Origin of the sequence: Paenibacillus sp. FSL R5-0923 (assembly GCF_038009145.1) — a bacterium.
In the GTDB taxonomy this organism is placed as follows: domain Bacteria; phylum Bacillota; class Bacilli; order Paenibacillales; family Paenibacillaceae; genus Paenibacillus_AQ.
This window is the reverse complement of sequence record NZ_JBBPAT010000002.1, coordinates 179,100-203,520: the sequence shown is the minus strand read 5'-3', so window position 1 is coordinate 203,520 and position 24,421 is coordinate 179,100. Positions and strand designations below refer to the sequence as shown.

General features: G+C 43.8%; 18 protein-coding genes. 10 read left to right on the top strand and 8 right to left on the bottom strand.

Annotation, left to right across the window (positions count from 1 at the left end; translation table 11 throughout):
- The first annotated feature begins 134 nt into the window (after nucleotides 1–134).
- Nucleotides 135–968 (top strand): helix-turn-helix transcriptional regulator, encoded by an 834-nt coding sequence (locus tag MKX35_RS25970; protein ID WP_076299088.1) that lies wholly within the window; start codon nucleotides 135–137, stop codon nucleotides 966–968.
- 70 nt (nucleotides 969–1,038) lie between these two features.
- Here MKX35_RS25970 and MKX35_RS25965 read toward each other — a convergent pair whose 3' ends face one another.
- Complete coding sequence (locus MKX35_RS25965) at nucleotides 1,039–2,004, bottom strand: alpha/beta fold hydrolase (RefSeq protein WP_076284135.1); 966 nt, start codon at nucleotides 2,002–2,004, stop codon at nucleotides 1,039–1,041.
- Nucleotides 2,005–2,231: 227 nt separating this feature from the next.
- The gene (locus tag MKX35_RS25960; protein WP_076299087.1) at nucleotides 2,232–4,784 is read right to left on the bottom strand and encodes a beta-mannosidase; all 2,553 of its coding nucleotides are present in this window, start codon (nucleotides 4,782–4,784) and stop codon (nucleotides 2,232–2,234) included.
- Nucleotides 4,785–5,104: 320 nt separating this feature from the next.
- On the opposite strand from MKX35_RS25960, the gene MKX35_RS25955 reads away from it, so the two are divergent.
- The 6 genes from MKX35_RS25955 to MKX35_RS25930 all read left to right on the top strand — a co-directional run bounded on the left by MKX35_RS25955 (nucleotide 5,105) and on the right by MKX35_RS25930 (nucleotide 12,429).
- On the top strand, nucleotides 5,105–6,457 hold the full coding sequence (locus MKX35_RS25955) for an ABC transporter substrate-binding protein (RefSeq protein WP_076299086.1): 1,353 nt from the start codon (nucleotides 5,105–5,107) through the stop codon (nucleotides 6,455–6,457).
- 107 nt (nucleotides 6,458–6,564) lie between these two features.
- Nucleotides 6,565–7,458, top strand: a complete 894-nt coding sequence (locus tag MKX35_RS25950; RefSeq protein ID WP_042185025.1) for a carbohydrate ABC transporter permease — start codon at nucleotides 6,565–6,567, stop codon at nucleotides 7,456–7,458.
- 2 nt (nucleotides 7,459–7,460) lie between these two features.
- Complete coding sequence (locus MKX35_RS25945) at nucleotides 7,461–8,294, top strand: carbohydrate ABC transporter permease (protein WP_042185023.1); 834 nt, start codon at nucleotides 7,461–7,463, stop codon at nucleotides 8,292–8,294.
- Nucleotides 8,295–8,324: 30 nt separating this feature from the next.
- Nucleotides 8,325–10,178, top strand: a complete 1,854-nt coding sequence (locus MKX35_RS25940; RefSeq protein WP_076299085.1) for a sensor histidine kinase — start codon at nucleotides 8,325–8,327, stop codon at nucleotides 10,176–10,178.
- Nucleotides 10,179–11,678, top strand: coding sequence for a response regulator transcription factor (locus tag MKX35_RS25935; RefSeq protein WP_076299084.1), 1,500 nt, complete (start codon nucleotides 10,179–10,181; stop codon nucleotides 11,676–11,678).
- Nucleotides 11,650–12,429: a spermidine synthase gene (locus tag MKX35_RS25930; protein WP_081382817.1), complete on the top strand. Its 780-nt coding sequence runs from the start codon at nucleotides 11,650–11,652 to the stop codon at nucleotides 12,427–12,429. Before MKX35_RS25935 ends, MKX35_RS25930 begins: the two co-directional genes overlap by 29 nt.
- Before the next feature lie 83 nt (nucleotides 12,430–12,512).
- On the opposite strand, the gene MKX35_RS25925 is transcribed toward MKX35_RS25930, so the two are convergent.
- The 5 genes from MKX35_RS25925 to MKX35_RS25905 form a co-directional block, all read right to left on the bottom strand.
- Complete coding sequence (locus MKX35_RS25925; protein WP_076299082.1) at nucleotides 12,513–13,400, bottom strand: sugar phosphate isomerase/epimerase family protein; 888 nt, start codon at nucleotides 13,398–13,400, stop codon at nucleotides 12,513–12,515.
- 38 nt (nucleotides 13,401–13,438) lie between these two features.
- Nucleotides 13,439–14,467: a LacI family DNA-binding transcriptional regulator gene (locus tag MKX35_RS25920; protein WP_218640842.1), complete on the bottom strand. Its 1,029-nt coding sequence runs from the start codon at nucleotides 14,465–14,467 to the stop codon at nucleotides 13,439–13,441.
- Nucleotides 14,468–14,535: 68 nt separating this feature from the next.
- A complete protein-coding gene (locus MKX35_RS25915; RefSeq protein WP_076283824.1) occupies nucleotides 14,536–16,116 on the bottom strand; it encodes a DUF3502 domain-containing protein in 1,581 nt (526 codons plus the stop codon).
- 77 nt (nucleotides 16,117–16,193) lie between these two features.
- The gene (locus tag MKX35_RS25910) at nucleotides 16,194–17,090 is read right to left on the bottom strand and encodes a carbohydrate ABC transporter permease (protein WP_197069743.1); all 897 of its coding nucleotides are present in this window, start codon (nucleotides 17,088–17,090) and stop codon (nucleotides 16,194–16,196) included.
- Between the two features lie 28 nt (nucleotides 17,091–17,118).
- Complete coding sequence (locus MKX35_RS25905; RefSeq protein ID WP_256716269.1) at nucleotides 17,119–18,054, bottom strand: ABC transporter permease; 936 nt, start codon at nucleotides 18,052–18,054, stop codon at nucleotides 17,119–17,121.
- A 591-nt stretch (nucleotides 18,055–18,645) separates the two neighbouring features.
- On the opposite strand from MKX35_RS25905, the gene bglX reads away from it, so the two are divergent.
- The 3 genes from bglX (at nucleotide 18,646) to MKX35_RS25890 (ending at nucleotide 22,760) form a co-directional block, all read left to right on the top strand.
- Nucleotides 18,646–20,805, top strand: coding sequence for a beta-glucosidase BglX (gene bglX, locus MKX35_RS25900; protein WP_076299081.1), 2,160 nt, complete (start codon nucleotides 18,646–18,648; stop codon nucleotides 20,803–20,805).
- A gap of 30 nt (nucleotides 20,806–20,835) precedes the next feature.
- Entirely contained in the window at nucleotides 20,836–21,804 is a 969-nt protein-coding gene (locus tag MKX35_RS25895) for a metallophosphoesterase family protein (protein WP_076299080.1), read from the top strand.
- A gap of 173 nt (nucleotides 21,805–21,977) precedes the next feature.
- Nucleotides 21,978–22,760: a 3'-5' exonuclease gene (locus MKX35_RS25890; RefSeq protein WP_341044480.1), complete on the top strand. Its 783-nt coding sequence runs from the start codon at nucleotides 21,978–21,980 to the stop codon at nucleotides 22,758–22,760.
- A gap of 108 nt (nucleotides 22,761–22,868) precedes the next feature.
- Here the strand turns inward: MKX35_RS25890 and MKX35_RS25885 are convergent, their stop codons facing one another.
- A complete protein-coding gene (locus MKX35_RS25885) occupies nucleotides 22,869–24,188 on the bottom strand; it encodes a 6-phospho-beta-glucosidase (protein WP_076283820.1) in 1,320 nt (439 codons plus the stop codon).
- Nucleotides 24,189–24,421 lie beyond the last annotated feature (233 nt).

Here is a 24,421-nt window from a genome sequence, read left to right as displayed (position 1 = left end):
TTTTATAATTCTATTGTAGTATCAGTATTAATAAGGCTTATATAACAAAATATTGCGATCATATAACTATCTTGCGTTAATTACCTTAATCCAACTAGCGCTCTGATGCGCGACAGAAATGAGTGCCATATAACATGAAGAAACAATGGTATTTGTCGACGCCAGCTTTTTCAAAATATGTCTGTTATCCTGAATTTTTGGGACATTACAGTCACTTTCCACAGCATACCGAGAGAAGAAGCGAAGGATTCCTGGGAAGCTATAACCTGCATTTAATCTTTGGTGGGGAGGGTTATGTATTCCATGAGGGCGAACGTATTCCGATGAGCAGAGGACGAGGGTTTCTTTACCCTAAAGGGGCCTACCAGCAGTACGGCTCTGATCCCGGAGAGCCTTGGGATGTTCGTTGGGTTCATTTTAGCACTCAAATTGTACTCCCCTTATTAGAAGAAGTGGACCAGTCTAGTGCATACCTGTTCACTTTTGATTTGGACGCTAAGCTGGACGAGCTATTCGAGGAAATGTACTTGCTGAGCGCTTCCTATGTAACACGTAGTGAGCCAAGGCTATCCGCGCTTCTGTATGAGCTTCTAGTGAAATTGCTACAGAATTCCGAACCGCTTCACGGCTCAGTACCGCACGAGGTCAGGCAGTCTATCCGCAGTGCCGCAGATATCATTCATGTCGAATGTGCCCGTCCTTGGTCACTGGAGTCGATGGCAAGACTAACCGGGTATAGCAGCTATCATTTTCTACGGCTGTTCCGAATGGTTATGGGCAAAACACCAAACCGTTATTTAACGGATTGTCGACTGGCCAGAGCCAAGCTTCTACTGGTTTCTACTGGACTCTCCATTGCTCAGGTTGCGACTCAGTCCGGTTTTGCCCAGTCCAGCTATTTCATTAAAGTGTTCAGAACGTTCGAGGGGATGTCCCCCGTAAAGTACCGTCAGGCTTTTGGATCATAATTCCTTAAACGAGAAAAAACCGAACGACAATCAGAGAAAACCCTGAAGTTCGTTCGGCTCAAACAGTCATTTACTTAGCTTCTTCCATAAATACTCTGAAGTTTTCTACGATCTCTTTTGCTTTAGTACGATATAAATAATGTCCTTCTTCAAATGTCAGCACTTTTCCATGTACAGAGTCTTTTACTTGCTTTTCATGCTCTGGTATCCATCTATCCGTTGCTGGTTGATTCGCTTGTATAAAGAAAATAAGAGGAAGATTTTTAGGAAATGTTAAGCTTTCAGCTGATTTAAAATTAGAATACATCATTCCAGCTTCATTTAATTGGGTGGGATTAAATATGTTTTTGCGATTGATCAGTCTCATTTGTTCTTTTGTTTTATCATCAAATGGTAGTTCAGCAATGGGGTCAGCACTAAATTTCATTTGCAATCTGATTAAACCTGATTTTTTGAGCAGATTTATAGTTCTTAATTCCGAAGCTTCGATCTTCCTCTCGCTTATCGATGGAACACTACTATCAAGCCCGACAAATGCACTCACTTCATTTTCATACTTGTTAACATAATCTAGTCCATATATGCCTGAAATAGAGTGGCCCATTAGAATATAACGGTCAATATTAAGAGCCTGTAAAGCTTCATGAATTTCACTTACAATATTCTCCGTGCTGCGCTCCTTTTTGGTCAGATCACTTAATCCATACCCAAAAGGCTCAATCATGACAACTTTGTAAAACGGCGACAGTTCATCTATTAATGCTTTAAAATCAAGAGCTGGCGCTGCTGTGCCATAACCCGGTAGTAGCACGACTGTTTCTTCACCTTTTCCTTGAATATAAACATTCATGTTTTTCCCATCTACGGGTACTAACTGACCATAGGGTTCTATTTTATTTTGTTCCGATTTATTGCTGATCAAATTAACTGTATAGACAATAGCGAGAAAAAGCACGATTGCGATGATTATTGCTCCTACTACTTTAAGTAGTATGTTTAGTATTTTACTTGTTCTCGTGCCCGCCTTCATTTTCATTCTTTCTTTTATTTCCACTCGTATCTTCTCCTGTCATCAGCTGTGTTTTGGACTAGCATAACTAACTGCTAAGCTAAGATTAACCAATGAAGATGTACTCTCTATGACGTTAACATGAACGGAGTATGAATAGGAAAAACAACATTTATACCAGCACACAAAAAAACAAACCAAGAGCCGAGCTCATGGCTTGTTTCCTTTTGAAATAAATTATCTCTCCTTAAGATTTACAGTAAATCTTCGCTCACAAAATCAACCATCGATTGAACCTTCAGTCCCTTAGGAGCTCCTGGAATCCAGTCCCTTCCATCGTTCCCGCGTTCCGAGAACGTTATCGTCTTGGGCTGCCCTGGGAGAAGATCAAAGTAATTGTCAGAGAATATTCCTTCATCTTCTGAGGTCAGGTATACGCCTCTAGCTAATACATCGCTTGTCACAGTGAAGCTTAGACCTCCGCTATCTGGAGTTTCCATTATGTTAATTACTGAACGCTGCAACCGAATTTCTTTTTCCGGGATAAAATAGTGCACCTTACGATCTATCATCTCGCCATTAGCCTGCAAGCTGATCTCAAGCAATACATCGTTCGATCCATGACCTTCTAACAGTTCCGTCACTGGAGACGAGAATACGATAGCCGCTGAATCGGCTCCCAGCTCAACGGGATGTGTCCACTCACGCAGTACCGAACCGTTAAACTGATACAATTTAAGCCCCAAATCAGCGGTGACTGCTGTTCTTAAATCAGATACGACATGAACGTCAATCCGCTCACGGTCTGTACCGTCAATAGACAACAGAACATCTTGAAAGCTTGAGCGCACGGTATATTGCAATGCTTTCCAGCGTCCGTTGTAATCCATCCCCGCCCAAGAGGCGACCGGCCAGCAATCATTCATCTGCCAGTATAAAGTGCCCATACAGTAAGGTTTATTTCTTCTGTGACTTTCAATCGCGATTCGAATCGCTTCGGCCTGCAGAATTTGACTCATATACAGAAATGCTTTAAAATCCTTCGGCTGCGGCAGATACATATCCATGTATTCCTTGATCAGCAGGTTTCCGCGTCCATTCTTCTGATGCGCCAGCATCACCTCTGAGGTAAGCTCCAAATCCTGCTCTTCAGCATAGCTCATTACGGTCTTTAGTTCCGGGAACGACTGGAATCCGTATTCACTCATAAAGCGGCCAACCTTGGTATTATAATTCTCAAAAGGCTCAATCCCGTGCCACACGCCCCAGTAATGCACATCCCCATCGCCCACAATCCGCGTCGCGTGTTGATTCATATCTCCAGTCAAATTCCGCATCGGTGAAGACGGCCAATAGTCCACACCTGGATGGAACGCGGCTACAGCCTCCGGTAGAATCCGGTGGAATATTTCCTCATAATCAGCCCACATTGTAGCTCTTTGCTCCGCGCTGAGTTTTTCTTTCCAGCCCCAGCCCATATTTTCCTCGAACTGTGACCAGGCCGAATCAATCTCGTTATTGCCACACCATAAGGCGATGCAGGGATGATTGCGCAATCTTTTGACGTTATACTCAGCCTCTTTCTTCACATTCGCAAGAAACGCTTCATCCCCCGGATACATGCTGCAAGCGAACATGAAGTCCTGCCAGACCAACAGCCCGTATTCATCACAGAGCTTGTAAAATATCTCCTCTTCATAAAAACCGCCACCCCACACTCGCAGCATATTCATGTTTGATTCTGCGGCCGTGGCAATTTCATGCCGATACCGCTCTTCGGTAACTTCTGTGATGAAGCTGTCATTCGGAATATGATTGGCACCTTTGGCGAAGACCGACACACCATTCAGTACAAAAGAAAATGAAGCCCCTTTCGCATCATGCTCCCGAATCAATTGAATGCTGCGGAGACCGGTTCTTACACTTTTGCTAACTTCAACTTCCTTACCTTTCACCAAATCCGCTTGGAATGTATATAAATGAGGCTCGCCCAGCCCTCTACACCACCAGAGCTGCGGCTGATCTACCACGATATCCATCTCTATTTGTTGCTTGCCACTCTTTAAGGAAACCGCTTGCATCGACTCTAAACCATCAGCACTCATTCGCAGCATTCCCTGCCATGCCGCAGGAGCATCTACTTCAATAATTGCGGTTAATTGAGCCTCTTCCTTTGTGATCACATTTTGGCGGATATAGAGATCTATGATTTGAACTGAATCACGTCCCTTAAGGGCCGCTTTACGCCATATTCCACTAGTCAAGAAACGCGGACCCCAATCCCAGCCGTAATGATAAGGTGCTTTGCGGGCAAAAACACTAATCCGCTGTTCCTCTAGTCCCCCAAGCTCGGATTGATCATTCGGTGCAGGTAACGCATACCCCAGCCTCTCTAGCTTAGGTAGATCCTCTTTAACTACAGAGCGGAATCTCACTAGTATATGGTTTTCACCAATCTTCAACTGATCTTTAACATCCACTCTCCACGCCAAAAACATATTGTCTGCAGCGAGCACATGTACATTATTCACATACACGTCTGCATATGTATCAAGACCTTCAAAAATCAGTTCTGTGCAAGTAAGCTCCAACCACTCTTCACCAAGCTGCAAAGTGGTTTGATATTCCCAATCCTTCTTATCAATCCACTGTAGGTTATGTTCATTTGTTCCATAGAAGGGATCTTCAATCTTTCCGTTCTTCAGTAAATCCGTGTGGACCGTGCCTGGCACAGTAGCCGGAAGCCACTCCTCGTCACCATAGCTTCTAAATTCCCACTTCGCAAGATTCATCTTTAGATGTTTCATAATATCCTCCTAATTGCTAAAAGTTTTGTAGAGCATATGCTTCTCCAAGTGACTTCGTACAAAACTCACTTCGAAAGCGTCTGCTTAAGTTTTGTAAGCCTATTCATCTTTCAAAATAACATACCTCTTCTAGCATTTCATTGAATCCACTTGTTATTCTTGGTATTTTGTTATCCATTCGTTAGGTATACACTAATTATAATCGTTCAAACAAAACAAATAAAGACAATAAATAATAATACAATACATTTCTAAACGCTTTATTTAAAGCTATAATGTTCATGTAAACGCTAACAAAATAATGAAAAGGGGATTAAGTTATGAGAAATAAGTTATTTTCGTTATCTTTTGTTATGGTTATGATTTTATCATCAACGCTTGCTGGCTGCGGCTCGAACAATGGCAACAGCACCAATAACGGGGCTTCTGCAACCGATAAGCCCGCAGCGACTAACACAGAGACTACCGGCGGTGACACGACAAGCAACGCAACAGCCGAACCTGCAGCAGGAGCTGACATTAGCGGCAAAATCACCTTCCTGACTAACAGAACAGACATGATTGGCAAAGAATACGATGAATATTTAAAGCGCTTTAATGAAAAATACCCGAACGTTAAAGTCGAATTCGAGGCTTCCCAGACCGACTATAATCAACAGGCTAAAGTCAGAATGGCCAGCGGCGAGCTTCCTGACGTTATGTTCATTCCTACCATTCCTAACTCCGACCTACCGAAATACTTCGCTTCACTGGATGATCTCGGCCTGAACGATCAAATCACCTTTAAAGACTTCAAATCCTTTGATGGCAAGCTGTACGGAATTACCACAGGGAACTCTACATCCGGGATTGTTTATAACAAAAAAGCATTTACGGATGCTGGCATCACAGAAACCCCTAAGACTTGGGATGAATTCCTGGCTGCCTGCGAAAAGCTGAAAGCAAAAGGTGTCATTCCACTGTCCTCTAACTTCAAAGATAAATGGCCACTGGGTACATGGGCTTATGATACTCCGCGCCTAATTGCAGGCAACCCCGACTTCCCTAATGAGAAGCTGAACTCTGAAACACCATTTACCATGGACAACGGCTATGGTAAAGCCTTTAGCCTGCTCAAGGAGCTCAACGAAAAAGGGTATCTGGAAAAAGACATCAACTCCACCAACTGGGAGCAATCGAAAAAAGACATCGCTTCTGGTAAGTTCGCCATGTACTATCTCGGCAACTGGGTCATTAACCAAGTTATTGGAGTAGGAGCTCCTTCAGACGATGTTGGCTTCTTCCCGTTCCCTTATGACAATTCAGGTAAACCATCCGCTACTCTTAGCCCTGACTTCTTCTATGCTGTTGCTAAAAACAGCAAAAATTTAGAAGCTGCCAAAGCTTTCGTAAAATGGATGATTGAGGATTCCGGCTATGAGGACTTCGCGGGCTTTATCTCCCCACTAAAAGGAAAAGAATCTAATCTGGCTCAGCTAAAAGAATTCCAAGCTACCGGAGTAGAGTTAGTAGAAGGAACTGTTGACGATGCGAAGGTTACAGAAATCGGCAACAAGGCACAATTAGATCTCCCTGCTGTTGTACAGGAATTTGTGCTTGCCAAAGATCCGCAAACTGTATTAGACAAATGGAATAAAGCCTGGGCTAAAGCTAAGAAAGATCTCGGCTATTAATACAAACTTTTGACCAGAAGTACAACACGGTGCAAAATGGATTATCGCCCTTACGGATAGTCCATTTTGCCTTTCCATACCAAGCTTTTATGAAAGAAGGGCTAGCGATGTTCGGAACACTTTCCTATAACAAACAAAAAATGATAATCATTGTATCATTCCTTACGATCCCATTGTTGCTCCTTGCGACATTCACGTATTATCCAGCGCTTAAGCTGATCTATTACAGTTTCACCAATTGGGATGGCTATAGCCCTGAGAAACCATGGGTCGGACTTGCTAATTACCGCGAGGTCTTCTCTAATCCTGATATTTTCAAAGTATTTACACATAACTTTGCTTACTTCGCTATGGGAATTGTTCAGAACATAGTCGCCATTTATTTTGCGGTTGTTCTGAATAGTAAGCTCAAAGGGAAAAACGCATTCCGAATCTTACTTTTCCTTCCTTACATCATGAACGGAGTTGCCGTTGCTTTTATGTTTGGTTATGTCTTTGACACTACTAACGGATCTCTGAATATGTTCCTGAATAGCATCGGTCTAACCGGACTAGGACAGACCAGCTGGCTTGGAACAGAAGGACTGGTCAACTATTCTCTGGCATCCACAGGATTTTGGCGTTTCATGGGTTATAACATGGTCATCTACATCGCCTCCTTGCAGGCCATACCAAACGATATCTATGAGGCTTCAAAGATTGATGGTGCTGGACCTTTCCAAACCCTTTGGAGAATTACTTTACCGAATATGAAGCCAGTCATTCAGCTTAACTTATTTCTTACCGTCACAGGAGCACTGGAAGTCTTTGATCTCCCATTCGTATTGACCAAGGGTGGTCCTGCAGGCGCCAGCGAAACTTATGTACAGAAAGTTGTAGACACTGCATTTGCTTACAACAACTATGGTCTCGCTTCTGCCATGAGTATTATCTTGCTCTTCTTTGTCGTCATCGTACTATTAGTACAGCAACTAGTTCTTAGCCGGGGAGGAGACAAATAGACATGACAAACTCCAAATTCCGCTTTACAGATGTTATTAAATACTTCTCGCTAATCATCGGCGTATTTGTCGTGCTTTTCCCTCCTTATGTAGTTATCGTAAATGCCTTCAAATCGACTGATGAATTTAACAGTAGTAGCTCCATGGCACTGCCAAAAAGCTTTTTTAATTTCGATAATTTCATTGCGGTGTTCCAGCGTGGAGGTTTACTTAACGGATTTGGTAACGTATTAATTATTATAGCTATTACTTTAATTCTGAACATTCTATTTGGAACTATGGTAGCATTTGTACTGGGACGCTTCTCTTTTAAATTAAAACCTGTTGTCTTTGGTGCTTATCTAATAGCCACTATCATTCCTAGCATCACGACGCAAGTAGCCACTTTTGGTATCATCAAAAGCATGGGGCTTTATAATACACTCGGCGCCCCTATCGTGCTATATATCGGAGCAGATGTGATTCAAATTATTCTTTATTTGCAATTTATCCGTAACATTCCCGTGGATCTAGATGAGAACGCGATGGTAGAAGGTGCATCTCTTTTTAAAATCTATCGCTCGATTATTTTTCCATTATTGACGCCGGCTACGGCTACTTTGATTATCTTGAAGACGATTAGTATCTATAATGACATGTACATCCCTTATCTATATATGCCAAAACAAAGCCTGGGCGTAGTTACGACGATCCTGATGCGTTTTCAAGGGGTCAATTCGGGCGAATGGAATTTAATCTGTGCGGCCATTCTGCTTATCCTGCTCCCCACAATAATTCTATATTTCTTCCTACAACGTTATATCTTTGAAGGCGTAACCAGCGGCGCAGTTAAATAAGGCAGTTCACTTTAAGAAAGGATAACGCAAATGGTATCATTCATCCGGCTAGCCTTACGAAAAATGTGGTTGTTCCTTGCCAATCTTCCGATGGAGCGAAAACTGATCGTCGTATTTGTCTTTCTGATCTCGCTTCCAATCACTTATGTTAGTTATTTGTCCTCCCGCTCCATGTTCAATTCTGTTCTTATGAATGCAACGGAAGGCGCGAACCAAATGACATCGAATGCCTCTGATACCATTGACCGTTATGTTGCCGATCTAAAAAGATACACAGCGCTACCGCTGTATAACACCGATGTACAATTCTACCTAACTCAGCAAAATACCGACTGGGATAAAAGTACTGGCATGGCGATGTTCCTGAGCTACTTGAAGCATACGAAGGAAGAGATCATCGCCGTGTACATGGTGGATCAGTACGGTTCTGTTTTTTATGATAGAGTCCCCGGGATCCACGAGCTGTATCCTGAAGAACGACTAGCCGAATGGAAAACCTTAAGTGAAGAAGCTGGGGCCGCTCCTGTCATTCAAGGCAGACATACGATACGTATAAACTCCAATGTCCATAGAGAAGTTTTTAGTGTACTTCGCACCATTAATTCTGTAAGCACGCTAGATAATATAGGAATTCTCGTATTTGATGTAGACATCAACTTGTTTAAGGGGATCATTGATCCCGTAAACGCAGTTACACAAGGCAACACACTAATTGTAGATAATACCGGAGAACTGATCTATGACGGCGAAGACGCCTCAGACTCGATGCAAACCGGCGAGGGGCAAAGTCTGAACACGCAGCTTTTGCTGCAGCATGTGAATCAGCAACAGGATCATTTTCAAGTAGAAATGAATGGTCAGTCTTATCTTGCAGTGTATACTGTCTCGAAACAGACAGGTTGGACGACTATGGTTACGATTCCTTTGGCCCGTATCCTGTCACCTGTACAGAAGAATCGCAATGCTCTTATATTAACTACACTGATCATTATTGCTTTTGCACTTTGTGTTGCGACGTTCATCTCACATGCGCTGACCAAACCCCTTAAATCTTTAGTCCGTCTAATGAAACGGGTACAGCACGGTAATCTAGATGTCTGGCAGCACTCCAAATATAATGATGAGATTGGAATGCTTGGCAGTCATTTTAATCGAATGATCATAAGGGTCAAGGATCTGCTGCAGGAAGTATCCCTCACCGAGAAGCGTAAGCAGAAGGCTGATATGAGGGCACTTCAGAATCAGATCAATCCCCATTTTATTTATAATACGCTGGAGTCTATCCGTATGCTGGCAGAGAGCAATGATGACCCACGTGTAGCGAAACTCACCTATTTGCTTGGACTTCAGATGCGTTACAGTATTGTCCGAAGCGAAGAAGCCGTTACGATCAGACAAGAGCTGGATCATGTACGAAATTATTATCATCTGCTACAAATCCGGTTTCCAGATAAGTTCAATCTACACATTGATGTGCCTGAGAAATTTCTACATCTTCCTGTAATCAAGCTTGTCTTCCAACCCATTGTGGAGAACGCAGTTTTTCATGGCTTAGATCAAAAAGTAGGTCTCGGTACCTTAAGCATCACCGCATGGAGTGAGCATGGAAATGTCGTATTCTGTGTAGAAGATGATGGCATCGGTATGGATGCAGCTACCCTTCGTTCCTTAAATAATAGTCTGCAAAATGGGACTGAAAGTGAAATGTTTGGTATTGGCCTACGAAATGTGAATGAGAGGATCCGTCTGCATTACGGCAGCTCATTCGGGCTCCTTGTAGAGAGTAAGCTCGGAGTGGGTACTCGTGTTACGCTGCGTATTGAGGACATTACCTTCACTACTCATAATGAAGATGATATGAATTACAGAGAGGAGATGCTCTGATTGCTGCGTATTGCAATTGTTGACGATGAAATCCTGATCCGCGAAGGTCTGGCTCGAATGATCAGCAAAGAAAATACTGAATTTCTGGTCATCGGCACCTACTCCGATGGGAAACATCTACTTGACGAGTTACCTTCACTTCAACTTGATGTTGTGATTACTGATATTCGTATGCCGCAAATTAACGGCTTGGAATTAATTAAACAATTAAAAGGCAGTCACCCACAAATCCGCTCCATTCTAATGAGTGGATTTGTTGAATTTAATTATGCCAGAGAAGCCATACGCAGCTCTGCAGTAGACTACTTATTAAAGCCAATCGATAAGGAGCAATTATTCGAGCTGCTTTATCAATTGGAGGAAGAGCAGCAGTTCTCTCGTGACAAGGAGGTACGTCACCGTTCTGGTCTCTTACTGACCCTTCTTCAAGGCGACGAGCCCCCTTCACCTTTGCTTTTGTTGAGCCTTACTTTGCCCCAGCCTTATTTCTCAGTTTTTGTGTTCAAAGGAAGATCAAGAGAACCCGTCTGTTTTTGTGTAGACCGTCTGCGGCAAGAGATGGCATTTAGTATCGACAGCCTAGAGATTCAAAATGGACTGCATGTCTGTATCCTGTATTCTACAAAGCAACTCTCAGACAGCGATAGGAATGAAATCGGCGACAGGATCCGTATCTCTGCCAATGGTATGATACTGCATGTAGGTACTAGCAGTTCCTATAACGATACCGCCAAGCTTAGACAAGCATATCTAGATGCTAAGTTAGCCTGCAGCATCGGCATTTATAATCCTGACCGATTGCACTATGCAAATATTCAGAACATTCAGCAGTCTGAGATAAATATCCTTGAGCCTTTTAATGCGATCAAGGAACCATTAATCCATGATCTGCAGATCCTGAATATGGAGGGTGCTTTAGAGCGCGTGCATAACTTATTCTCGGTTCTGAAATCACAACAAGCTATGCCTCATCAAATTCTCCGTGTCTGTCGATGGGTTATTGAATCTGCGCAGAAAGAATTGCAAGAATTTGAGGCCCTCTACAAAGGTGCACCCTATCTTGGGCTGGATGAAAGCATCGCGTCCAGTATGAGCTTCAGTGAAATCGAGCGTAGTTTCACCAACCATTTCTCAAGCATTCTATTTGAGATCAGAGTCCATCGCCTAGAGATGTCCGGTACAGCTGTAGAAACCATAAAGCGCTGGATATCAGCCAACTATAATCAACATGCGGATCTGAACACCTTAGCGAATATGGTTTTTTTGACACCAAGCTATTTAAGTAAGCTGTTCAAACAAGAGACTGGACTTACATTAACGGACTACATCACGGAAATCCGGCTACGCAAAGCCAAGCATCTGCTCAAGAATGCCCCTGACCTAAAGATTCACGAGATTGGAGCAGAAGTTGGATATGGCGATCCTGCCTATTTCAATAAGCTTTTTAAACGTGTAGTCGGCGTTACACCCAATGAATATAAACGAATTTCTATCGTATAAGGAGTTTGATCACTTGCAATCACAGATTCACACGAGCAGCGATAATCATGAAATCACCGTCTATGACACCACAGAACTATACGGTGAACAAGGTGCGTTCCGCGTCATGCAGTTTTCCAATCAGGCCATTCAAGGTGCGCTGGATCTCAATCATCCAGAACGAATTGTGTTTGAATATCCGCGAGCCATCATTCACTTGATGGAATGCAATGCTCCCTCTTTCGAGGATGCCTTTCTTATAGGTCATGGGATTGGAACGATTGCTGGGCATTTTCTAGACAAAAGATTTAAAGTAGCTGAGCTAGACAGCGAAGTAGTCGAATTAAGCCGCCGCTATTTTGGATACATCCAAGATAACGTAGTGATCGGTGACGGACGTCAGATCCTTGAAGGTGAAGAACCACAGAAATATGATTACGTCATCTTGGATGCTTTCACCGCCGCGGGCACGCCGAGGCACTTAATCTCCAATGAATTTTTCAGCATCGTGTATTCAAAACTGAATGCTGAAGGGTATCTCCTAATGAATCTAATGGGAAAAGGTGAAAATGACCCACATATTAACGCGATTCACACCACGCTCGCGGAAGAATTCACCTATATCAAATCCTTTTCACTGCCTTCAGATGGGGCTGCGGATATCAAAAACATCATTATTATAGGTGGATTTAAGCCGATCCGCTTTCAAGCTCGCCACATGGCAGGCTTTAAAGAAATCCAGCTTGGGCAAGGATATCTTATTCGGGATTAAAGTTATGCAAATAAAAATGACCTCACCCTCCACTTCACTGTGGATTTTGAGGTCATTTTTGGGTTGTTACTATCTGATATCCTTTACACCGGATTAGGGACAAAACTGCCACCTCGGCAATACTTCAAATAATTTAGAGCATGTACTTGTCCAGTCATTTCTAGTTCACCCTGATAGACAGGATCATGCCAGCCTTCAATATCAATAGTTCCCTTATAGCCGGCTTGGCGCAGAATCGAGATGATATCCACCCAGTTCGTATCTCCGAAGCCAGGCGTCCGGTCCCACACATAAGACTTAGGTCCGTGAATTCCGTATTCCTTGACGATATCCCAGGCAATAGTGGCATCCTTGCCATGTACATGGAATACCTTATTCACCCATTTGCGTAGCTGCGGAATCGGATCAATGAGACCTATCAGCTGGTGGCACGGTTCCCATTCCAGACCCAGATTGTCTGCTGGTACAGCATTGAACATTTTCTCCCAGGCTGAAGGATTGTGAGCGATATTCCACTCTCCGGCCTGCCAGTTTCCACCCATAGAGCAATTTTCAAAAGCAATTCTTAAGCCACGATCGGCTGCCCTTTTGGACAATTCACTAAACACCTCTGCAAATCTCGGAATCGACTCGTCAATCGAAGAACCTGGAAGACGTCCAGTGAATCCGCCGATAATATCTGTGCCGAATAAATGCGCATGATCAATCAATCGCTCCCAGCTGGCGAGTGTGTCAGCGTTGTCGCCTGTTCCTGAAAGTGGATTGCCATAAATCCCAACAGAAGAGATGACAAAATCATGTTCAGCAGCCAGTTCCCTTAGTCGTGCAGCTGTTTCTACAAGATTGGTTTCACCTGTGGTCTGCCAAAAGTTCAGGTTAAAGGATTCAAAACCATGCTGAACGATTTGCGGAATCACGGTGACGGCCTCCCCGCCACGAACCAGAGTACCTATTCTCAATGTGTCTTGCATTTGGGTTACCACTCCAATGATAGCGTTTATAGTCAGTATTAAACCTTAAGTGTTTTGAGCATCTTGCAAGAGCCTCGCTTGAGCAATACCGCATCGTAGACAATATGCTGATGACCTGACCGTCCAGAAATTAGATCAAGCAGAACGCCCACACTGGATAAAGCCATTTCTGTACCCGGTTGGCTGATCGTATCAAGTGAAGGATGAAAATATTCAGCCATTTCGATCCCGTCAAAGCCAATGATTGAAATATCATCCGGAATAGACAACCCCGCGGTAAGCACCGCTTTGGCAGCACCGATAGCAATCGTGTCGGAGGCTGCAAATATTGCGGTTACTCCCTTATCCCTTTTAAGCAATCTTCGCGCTGCATCAAATCCAGAGCTAGGACTGTATTCACAATCTTCCACAAGCTGTGCATCATAAGGCAGATTATGTTCTTCCAGTGCTTTCTTGTAGCCCAAATAACGCCGGTTGCCTGTCGTTTCATCCAGTAATGGGGACTTGGCTAGAAAACCAATATTCTCATGCCCAAGTGAGACCAAGTAATTGGTGGCCTTATAAGCTTCCTTCAATTCATTAATGGTGACACTAGAAAAGATATCAGGGTCCACCTCTTGTGTAGATGTGATCGTTGTCAGAACAAATGGGACCGTCAGCTGCTTGAATTTCTCTTCAGAATGATTGTAAGTTCCGCCCATGAAGATAATCCCGCATAGATTCTTTTCTTTAGTCAGCTGAATCGCCGCATTAATTTCATCCGTTCCATCCTCTACCTGATGAATGAGGAAGGGATAACCTCGAAGATTAGCCTGCCGCTCGATTTCTTTGATCATATTGGAGAAAAACGGATTAGTAATCCCTTTAACCATGAGCGCAATATTCTTAGACTCCGTCGTTTTTAAATTTCTTGCATTGGAATTAGGAATGTAATTATATTCCTTAACAACATTCAGAACCTTTTCCCGTGTAGCCTTGCTCACCAGCCCCTTATTGTTGATGACCCTGGAAACCGTCGAGATGCCCACTCCGGAAATCCGCGCGATATCCTTGATATTTACGTCCACTATACTCCCCCACTTATAAGTAAGGGAGCTATATGCTACTATAGCTCCCTCACACCTTTTAACGTTCTTTAGTTCACTGGAACAAACTCAGCCAATTGCTTTTCTACTTCGGCAATAACCTTGTCAATTCCTGCTTTTTTCAGTTGCTCACGGTAATCCGCTACAGCAGCTTTAGGATCTTTGCTTGTTTTACCAAGCATCAATTGAACACCAAGCTGGGAATTTACGTTGGAGATCGAAGCAATCTCTGTAGTAACATTCGCTGGATCGAAAGTAAAGCCGTTGTATGGATCATTGATAGCCACTTTATCCCACTCTGCGAACAGAGAATTACGGATTGGGTTCTCTGTGTCCGTAGGAACTACGAATTTGTCATTACGAAGTGACCAAGCAGCGAAACCTCCGCCGTCTGTTTTTTCGTTGAAGCCTGCAGGCTGCTTTTTAACTCCATTTTCCATGACATATTGCTTACCTTCAATACCGTTTTGGATGAGGTTGTAGTAGCTTTCGTCAGTCATGAACTTCTCGATTACCATCAAAGAACGCTCTGGATTCTCAGAGTTGACACTAATTACGGTAGAGTTATCAACACCCATTTTACGTTTAATCTTCTTGTTAGCTTCTGCAAAAGTATAGAAATCAGTTTCTACCCCTGGTAGTGCCGTCTTATCCCCGCCATATTGACCGAGCCAGTCCTGAGTATGCGTCAAGTAACCCGCGGAGTTTGCTGCTCTGAAGTTATCCTTGCTTCCAAGTGATGAGGACAGTACATCTTTGCCCCAGTATCCCTTGTCTGCCCATTCACGCATCTTCACAGCCCAATCTTCGAATTCTTGGGTGTAGGCTGGAGAGAACACTGTTTTGTAGTCCTCTGCGCTCTTAGTCGCTAAATTGATTTCATTTGTTGAGATCCCTGGTGCATTAAGCCACTGACCAGTAGTATCTACGAGCATTCTGAACATATTTTGTGCATCTTCAGCTTTACCATTAATAGGTGGGAATGATTCATTGGCAACTACATTGTCCATGTATTTAACCATATCGTCGATAGAAGCAATTTTTTCCATGCCGTATTTTTTCAGCAAGTCTACACGATAAGCATAACCGCTTGGTGTATATTCGCTATAAAGACTCGGAACACCATAGATTTTACCTTTGACCTTCGTATTTTCCCACACACTTGCTGGAATTTCTGCCTTCAGCTTAGGAGCAACTTTGTCGAGCATGTCAGTAATGTCTACCAATGCACCTTCACTTGCTAATGTATAGTAGTTTACCGGTGCTCCAGGAGAAGCATGTGACAAATCAAAATTTTCACCAGAAGCAAATAGCAATGGATATTTCGTTGCAATATCTGGCCAGTCGATATATTTAATTTCTAAAGTTGTATTGATATCTGCCTTGAGTTTTTTGTTAATCTCAGCTAGAATCGCCTTATTTTGAACACCTTCACTGCCCCACAAGTAGTACGTCAGCTTTGCTTCTTTGGAAGTATCGACTCCTCCTGTATTGTTAGCAGATGTTTCTGGTGATTTAGTAGCTGCTGCATCATTGCTAGAAGCATTGTCTTTGGATGATGAGCAAGCTGTAAGTGCCCCCGTAAGCATTAGGACAGCTAGTAAAGAAGACGCCATTTTTTTACCTTTCATTAGGTAAACCTCCCTTTTTTTCTGTTAATAATGATTGCTTGATTTATAATAAACGCCCTATGAAAAGGAAACGTCCATTAACCCTTTACTGCCCCGATTGTGAGGCCTGTTACGAAGTAACGCTGCACAAATGGATATAGAAGAATAATAGGTCCAGTAGCTAGCACAGCTGTAGCCATTTTAATGGATTGCGTCGGAAGATCAGCAGTATTGATTACCGCCCCCGAATTGACTAGCGCTCCGAGATTCGCCTGATTGACCATTCGCTGCAAGAAGTATTGAAGCGGATACTTCGTCGGATCGTCGATATACAACATTCCGTTATACCATTCATTCCAAAAGCCCAGTGCCGAGAACAATCCAATCGTAGCTAAGGATGGAACTGCTAGTGGAATGAATATCCGCCAATAGATGCGGAAGTCACCGGCGCCGTCAATTGTAGCGGATTCATATAGGGAATCCGGAATAGCTTTCATAAAGTTACGCATTAGGAAGATGGACCAAGCGCCCACTACACCCGGAAGGATCATGGCGAATAAGCTGTCCTTCATATGAAGATGTTTGACCATCAGGATATACGTTGGAATCAAACCACCGCTGAAAAGCGTTGTAAAGTAAATCATAAAGGAGAAGAAATTACGATATTTGAAATCTTTTCGGTTAAGTACGAACCCAGCCATTGACATCATGAATAGTCCAAGTACCGTACCTACTACGGTGATAAAAATCGTAACCTGATAAGCACTTACTAGTTTGCCAGAGTTATTTAACAGCAATTCATAAGCCTTTATTGAGAATTCCTTTGGCCAGAGCTTATAGCCTTCACGGACAATTTCCTGTTCATTCATGAACGAGGAAGAGATCATTAATGCAAAAGGAAATACACAAAATAGTGCAAAGATTGTAATGCAGAGATAGCTAACCGCTTTAATGAGAATACTGCCAGAATCCTGCTTGATTTTTGATTGTTCCACTGATATCCCCCCTATTTCGTTTCTGAATTTAGAATAATGCGCTGTCTGGTTCGACCTTACGAACAATAAAGTTTATCACCAGTACCAGAATCAGACCGAATAAGGATTGATAGAAGCCGACTGCCGCACCCATGGAGAAGTTGAATTGCCCCACTAATGAACGGAAGACATAGGTATCAATGATATCCGTCTGCGGATACAGCACGGAGTTAGTACCAATCAGGTTGTAGAATAGGTCGAAGGAGCCTTTAAGAATGCCACCCAATCCGAACAACAGCAATAGAATAAAAGTAGGCTTCAGAATTGGAAGAGTCATGTAGCGAATCCGCTGCCAGGTCGTAGCCCCATCCATATAGGCCGCCTCATACAAATCATGATTAATTCCTGTAATGGTTGCCAAATAGACAATCATACCGTATCCAGTTCCGGCCCAAATCTTAAAGGCAACAATGATATACTTCCAAATCCCAGGGTCAGAGTAAAATTCATAACGATCTAACCCCAAGCTTACAAACATCGTATTAATAAAACCTGAGTTGAAGTTGAACAAGTTGTAGGCAAATACACCGACGATAACCATTGAGATAAAGTTTGGAAGAAGAATGACGGACTGCGTTATCTTCTTGAACCACTTACCTGCTATTTCAGATAACATAATGGCGAAAACGATTTGAATAATATTCCCCAAGGCAAGAAATACAACATTGTAGAGTAGTGTATTTTTGGTAATATTCCAGAGATCACCGTTTTGAAACAGGAACTCAAAGTTCTTAAGGCCAATGAAATTACTACCGAAAATCCCCTTGTTTAGTTTGTAGTCCACAAATGCGACGTAAGCGCCAGGCATTACGGCATAGTGAAAAATAATGAAGTATAGGATTACAGGCAGCAACATTAGAAAAAGCACTTTGTTCTTAATGACTTCCCGGACAATATTTCCACCCGCAAGCTTAATTCTTGACAATGAGCCCACCTCCAATTTGAAAGATGCATTTCATCATATGCATAACTTAGCTTCCTTTCTTGTCCCGCAACCAGCTTAAAACTGATTGCTCATCCTTTATGATAAAGCGTATCGGATGATATAGAAACGTTTCCATAATTTCTTTGAAACTCCCTGTACGAAAATCATACTCCCTAGATGTATGCGCTGTCAATTCATTTTATTTTTGTTTTTCTAGTAATAAAAATCACAATTTACAACCTAAATATAATGAATCAGCCGATTTCACGAAGATAATTGACTTTTTATGGCCTTCGGACTAAGATCGATATGTATCGTTTATGGAAACGTTTCTATCTGTTCTTTCATAAACATGTCAGCCTCTATCTATGACGTCTGACGTTGAACTCCCCGTACCGATCTATTACATGTCTCATCCAATAATATTAATCTGCGTATGCACACGGAACAGGGTATTGAAAGCTATCCTTTACTCGGAATCCTCTCCCGCTTAAAGTAGCGGCGAACAGAAATCGCAAGCGCTTTCTTATTGGTATAGCACATCTAATTTTCACAATAACTATCAATGCGCTCACGAGGAAGGTGTTAACCATGACTAAATCTTTTATCCAAGATCTTGTGAACGATATGACTCTGGAAGAAAAACTGGCCCAATTAACCCAGCTAGGCCCTCACTATTGGGGCTTGGATGATACCGTGGATTTAACCGGCCCATTTAAAGAACTGAACATTCAGCCACAAGTAATGGAGAACATCGGAAGTGTTCTGAACGGTATTGGAGCCAGAAATGTGATTGATCTGCAGACCCGGCATTTGCAAGCCAGTCGTCAGAAGATTCCTCTGCTCTTCATGGCGGATGTCATTCATGGCTACAGAACAATTCTTCCGATCCCGCTTGCGATAGGTTGTAGCTTTGATATGGAAGCTTGCGAACGATTTGCTGAAATTGCAGCCAAAGAGAGCGCAGCTGCCGGCATCCATCTCACTTTCTCACCTATGACGGATCTCGTACGCGATCCGCGCTGGGGACGGGTGATGGAGACATCCGGTGAGGATCCTTATCTAAATGCCCGTGTAACTGAGAGCATGGTACGGGGCTATCAGGGCAAAGACCTAAAAGAAAAAGGGCGGATCGCTGCCTGTGTGAAGCACTTCGCCGGTTACGGCGCTCCCGAAGGCGGTCGTGAATACAATACGGTAGATATGTCCCTCGGCGTATTACGTGAGTTCTATCTACCAGCCTATAAAGCTGCTGTAGATGCTGGTGTAGCCATGGTGATGGCCGCATTCAATACGATTGACCGCATACCAGCAAGCGGTAATTCCAAACTTCTCCGGGGGATTTTGCGTGAGGAATGGGGCTTCAACGGCGTTACCATCGCCGATTTCAATTCCGTAAATGAACTAATCCCTCATGGCGCTGCCGAAGATGGTCGTGAAGCAGCGGAGAAAAGTCTGGCTGCCGGACTAGATATTGAAATGATGTCCACCCATTATCTAAACCACGGCGCTGCTCTCGTCGAGGAAGGCAAGCTTGATATCTCCTTGATTGATGAAGCCGTTATCCGGGTGCTAGAACTCAAGGACGCTCTCGGCTTGTTTGACAATCCATTCAAGGATGCAGATCCACTAGTAGATGAGGCGCCCACGCCGAGCGCGGAGAATTTACAAGCTGCGAGAGAGCTGGGTGCCAGCTCAGTGGTGCTGCTGAAAAATGACAATAACGCTTTGCCCCTGAAACACGGTATGAAGATTGGATTGGCTGGTCCCTTCGCTACCTCTATTCATGTGCTGGGCGGCTGGTCTGGAACGGAAAAAGACCCGGCCGTATCACTCTACAACGGCATTTCTCAAAAAACATCTGCCGCGGATATTATTACGGCCATGACTGGTGAGCTGGGAAGCATGCTAGAGGGTGTTTTTGATGTGGAGGATGAAATCGAAGAAGCCTTTCAGCGCCTAAAAGATTGCGATGTAATTCTCGCTGCTGTCGGTGAGAATCAGCAGGATACGGGGGAAGGCGGAAGCAAAACCAATTTGCGCTTGTCGACCAATCAGGAGAAGCTGATCTGGCGTCTGAAAGATACCGGCAAAAAGATTGTTACCATTGTATTTAGCGGCCGACCGCTGGAACTAAAGCCTGTTCTTGAGGCCAGCGATGCTTTGCTGCAAGCCTGGTTTCTGGGTACGGAATCCGGAAATTCATTAGCTGATGTGCTGTTCGGAGATTATAATCCGTCCGCTCGTTTATCTATGAGCTTCCCTTACTCGGTTGGGCAAATTCCTGTTTATTACAATGCCTATCAGACGGGACGTCCCTATGATCCCCTATATCCCAATGTGCGTTATGTAACCCGATATCTGGATTGCCCTAATGACCCTCTTTTCTGTTTTGGCTATGGTCTGAGCTATTCCAGTTTTGATTACAGCAACTTCAAGGTTGATGCTGCCGAGCGGGTTGTTGCCTCCATTGAGGTGGAGAATACTTCAGACATCACCGGCAAGGAAACCGTTCAACTCTATATCCACGATGTCAGCGCAAGTGTCGTCCGCCCGGTCAAAGAGCTAAAAGGCTTCCGACAAATTACACTCGCAGCGCATGAGAAACAAGTAGTTTCTTTCGAGATCACTAGAGATATGCTGATGTTCTACGGAAAAGACGATCAATTGGTCTTTGAACCCGGGGAATTTGATATTATGATTGGTAGAAGCTCCGGAGACCATTTCACCCAGCGGATCTGGATCGGCTAACTATATTAGACAGTAAGGGAGATAACCCCAATGAGACACAGCTTATCATTTCAGCAAGATGGAACCTTGAAAATTGTACAGTTCACTGATCTTCACTGGATGGATGGAAGAGCCGAAGATCAGCGTACCCGGGAACTGATGGAACGTGTTCTAGAAGCAGAACAACCTGATCTTGTGGTCTTCACGGGAGATCTAATTTACACTGCCCCTGTCTCTCCTGGCGAAAAGGCGTGTGAAGACCCTGCCCAAGCATTTCGGGATGCTGTCGCTGCTGTAGAAAAAACAGGTACCCCTTGGGCCTTCGTATTTGGTAACCATGATACAGAAACCCTGATTTCCCGCAGTGAATTGATGCAGATAGCATTAGAACATCCCCACTGTCTGGCCGAAGCCGGTCCAGAGGATCTTGAAGGCTCAGGCAATTACACACTTGAAATAAAAGATCAGGATGGCCATGCGGCCGCGGTCCTTTATTTTGTTGACTCCGGCAGCTACTCCGGGATGGAGCATATCCCTGGCTACAATTGGGTTAGCCGGAATCAGATTAACTGGCTAACTGCTGAATCCGCTAGATTGAATCCTAAAACTGCTGAGAACAGGCTGCCTGCATTAGCTTTCTTCCATATCCCGATTCCCGAATATCGTGAGGTCTGGTCTACACAAGTCTGTCATGGGTATAAGTATGAGCGTGTATGCTCACCTGAGGTTAACTCGGGATTATTCTCGGCTTTGCTTGAAATGGGTGATGTGCTGGGCACCTTCTGCGGACATGACCATATCAATGATTTTACGGGCAGCCTGTATGGCATACGTCTTTCCTATGGCCGTGCTACCGGCTACAATACTTATGGAAAAGAAGGCTTTATGCGGGGCGCACGCGTCATCAGACTGACCCAAGGCACCCAAGACTTCGATACCTGGCTTCGTCTTGAAGACGGATCTGTCCTGCTGGAACAGCCAATTCATCAACCTGAACCTGCTGCCGGTTCAGAACATTAATCGTCTTACTTTATTGTCTGCAATCTTTTTGCTCATTAATAGTTATAAAAAAGAACCCGCATAGTGCTGGTTCTTTTTTATGTTCCAATATTAGCTTGTTCCCATACTCCCCATTACATCGCTTTTTTTGTTAAAATAGAGTAGTCGACGTATTAAGCACTACAGCGTCAGTCATGGAACGGAGGCAAGTACCTGTGGATTATATTATTCTGGACATCGAATTCAACGGCCGTAAGTTTGCCAGCGAGCACCCTATGGAGGTCATTGAGATTGGAGCCGTCCGGTTAGACTCTTCATTGCAGTATAAGGATGAATTTTCTTCCTTGATCAAACCCATATATTTCTCTACCCTTAATTCTTTCATTAAGAAAAAAACCGGTATTCCACAAGAGGAAATCGATATCGCACCCCGCTTCCCAAAAGTCATCACTGCGTTTAGAGAGTGGCTCGATCTAAGTACAAACGGAGTTCTGCTGCTTACTTGGGGTGGCGAGGATATGAAGCGAATCATTCAGGATGTGCGCATGCACAAGATGGACGAATCCTATTGGATGTCTGCTACGTATTTGGATTTGTTAAAAGGTGTGCTGCGAGCACGTGGGCTTAGCAATGATATTAGTGTCGAAGGCGCTATGGCATTGTTCGAGCTTGAGCCTTCCGGCTCCGCTCACCGGGCACTGGATGATGCACGAATGACATCGGAGATTTTCCGTGCGGTGTTTAACGAGCTAGATTTCGAGCGCTCCCAGCATTATGTAGATACCTTCTCCAACGCAAAGGAACGCAAAACGGTCAAAGCTGCCATCAAAGCCATAACCGCGCAAAAAATAGTACCTACTTGGGAGCTTGTTGTTGAGCATTACTTCTCAGACCCAGCAACCCTCGCCGATCCACGTAAACTAGAGGAATTGCATAACTATTTCGCAGCACAAATGGGACTTAAAAAGGTTCAATAGTCTACTAAAACAGCATGTAGGACAACCTAAACAGCGGCAGTCTTCCCAATGAGCACTCAGAGGATGGCTGCCGCTATTTTGAGTTAATATAACAAAGTACTAAGGAACTTATCTCTGAAACTGTGGTAGAAAGTCGGCATTCTGCTCTAGAATATCAGCTAGCACCGCCTTGGCAATTCGTTCATCGCCGACCAGCGGGTGGAGCGTCAATGCCTGAAGAGCAGAAGCATAATCGCCTTTCACCGCAGCTTCAATCGTCAGCTCTTCATAGGACTTCACCACCTGAAGCAATCCTCTAATCTGTGGAGGCAGTGGCTTAACTAGTCCCAAAGCATGTGGGCCATCCGATTTAATGACACAATTGATCTCAATGGATACATCATCCGGAAGACAAGGTATTGCCCCTTGATTGCGAACATTTACAGTCTGAATATCGCCTGTATCATTATAAATAGACTTCATGAGCTGAACGGCCGCTTCAGAATAATAAGCTCCGCCACGTTTCTCCAGCTGGGCAGGCTTTTCATGTAGTTCCGGCTGTTTATACAGCTCAAACAGCTCCGCCTCTACTTCCTTCACATCATCTGCACGAGTTTTGCCTGTCGCCTGATAATATTCTAGCATCTCGCCGTACATTTCTTCCTTCATATAATAGTAACGGTGATAAGCGCAGGGAAGGGCACCTACCGAATGAATAAACTCAGCATCCCATTCCAGATCGGGAATATTGGCTGGCGAAGATTGACCGATGCTGCCAAGTCGGGTCATGAAATCCTCTGTCACATCATCACCATCAAGCACTACCCGGGTCGTCCAATTCAAATGATTAATTCCGACAATCTCAATGAACATCCGCGTTTGCTCCACCCCGTATAGCTCGGCAATCTGCATTTTTGTACCAATAGGTAGATTGCATAACCCAACGGACTTAACCTTAGAATACTTGGAGACAGCTTCTGTAATAATACCGGCAGGGTTAGTGAAGTTAATCATGAAGGCATTGGGCGCTAGCTCTTCAATATCACGGCAAATACCAAGAATGACTGGAATGGTACGGAGAGCTTTGGCGAAGCCACCTGCTCCTGTCGTCTCCTGACCGATCAGCTGATGAGACAACGGTATCTTCTCATCTCTTGAACGTGCGTCTAACATCCCTACCCGAATTTGTGTCGCTACAAAATCAGCATCTCTGATCGCTTCGCGCCGATCCAAAGTCGTATACAATGTAATCAGCTTTCCACTCGCATTAATCATCCGCTGAGCCAGTTCGCCAATAATCCGTAACTTCTCTGCCCCTTGCTCGATATCGGCTAAATACAGCTCAGTGACCGGAAACACTTCATGATAACGGATCAGCCCCTCAACCAGCTCCGGTGTATAGGAGGAACCTCCCCCAATAACTGCAATCTTTAAGTGTGACTTCTTCATTTATTGTTCTCTCCCTCTTGCACTCAATTAGTTTATAGTAACATCGTCATATCTTGTTCCTACAATTTTTTCTTTTGTCTTCTAATAAAATACTTTGAACAAGGTTAGGACCATTCACTATTCCAATATTAGTAATTTATTCGTCGTTTTCTTAGTTAAACCGCATTTATTTTATGTTTCCTCCGATTCTTCATCCGTGATATAATATAACAAATATGTAATCGGAGGATGTT

Excerpts from the sequence above, each read along its gene's own strand:
- MKX35_RS25965 (WP_076284135.1), bottom strand. The coding sequence starts at position 2,004 with ATGAAAATGAAGGCGGGCACGAGAACAAGTAAAATACTAAACATACTA.
- MKX35_RS25885 (WP_076283820.1), bottom strand. The coding sequence starts at position 24,188 with ATGAAGAAGTCACACTTAAAGATTGCAGTTATTGGGGGAGGTTCCTCC.
- MKX35_RS25960 (WP_076299087.1), bottom strand. The coding sequence starts at position 4,784 with ATGAAACATCTAAAGATGAATCTTGCGAAGTGGGAATTTAGAAGCTAT.
- MKX35_RS25950 (WP_042185025.1), top strand. The coding sequence starts at position 6,565 with ATGTTCGGAACACTTTCCTATAACAAACAAAAAATGATAATCATTGTA.
- MKX35_RS25930 (WP_081382817.1), top strand. The coding sequence starts at position 11,650 with ATGAATATAAACGAATTTCTATCGTATAAGGAGTTTGATCACTTGCAA.
- MKX35_RS25890 (WP_341044480.1), top strand. The coding sequence starts at position 21,978 with ATGGAACGGAGGCAAGTACCTGTGGATTATATTATTCTGGACATCGAA.
- MKX35_RS25925 (WP_076299082.1), bottom strand. The coding sequence starts at position 13,400 with ATGCAAGACACATTGAGAATAGGTACTCTGGTTCGTGGCGGGGAGGCC.
- MKX35_RS25945 (WP_042185023.1), top strand. The coding sequence starts at position 7,461 with ATGACAAACTCCAAATTCCGCTTTACAGATGTTATTAAATACTTCTCG.
- MKX35_RS25970 (WP_076299088.1), top strand. The coding sequence starts at position 135 with ATGAAGAAACAATGGTATTTGTCGACGCCAGCTTTTTCAAAATATGTC.
- bglX (WP_076299081.1), top strand. The coding sequence starts at position 18,646 with ATGACTAAATCTTTTATCCAAGATCTTGTGAACGATATGACTCTGGAA.
- MKX35_RS25915 (WP_076283824.1), bottom strand. The coding sequence starts at position 16,116 with ATGAAAGGTAAAAAAATGGCGTCTTCTTTACTAGCTGTCCTAATGCTT.
- MKX35_RS25955 (WP_076299086.1), top strand. The coding sequence starts at position 5,105 with ATGAGAAATAAGTTATTTTCGTTATCTTTTGTTATGGTTATGATTTTA.
- MKX35_RS25895 (WP_076299080.1), top strand. The coding sequence starts at position 20,836 with ATGAGACACAGCTTATCATTTCAGCAAGATGGAACCTTGAAAATTGTA.
- MKX35_RS25940 (WP_076299085.1), top strand. The coding sequence starts at position 8,325 with ATGGTATCATTCATCCGGCTAGCCTTACGAAAAATGTGGTTGTTCCTT.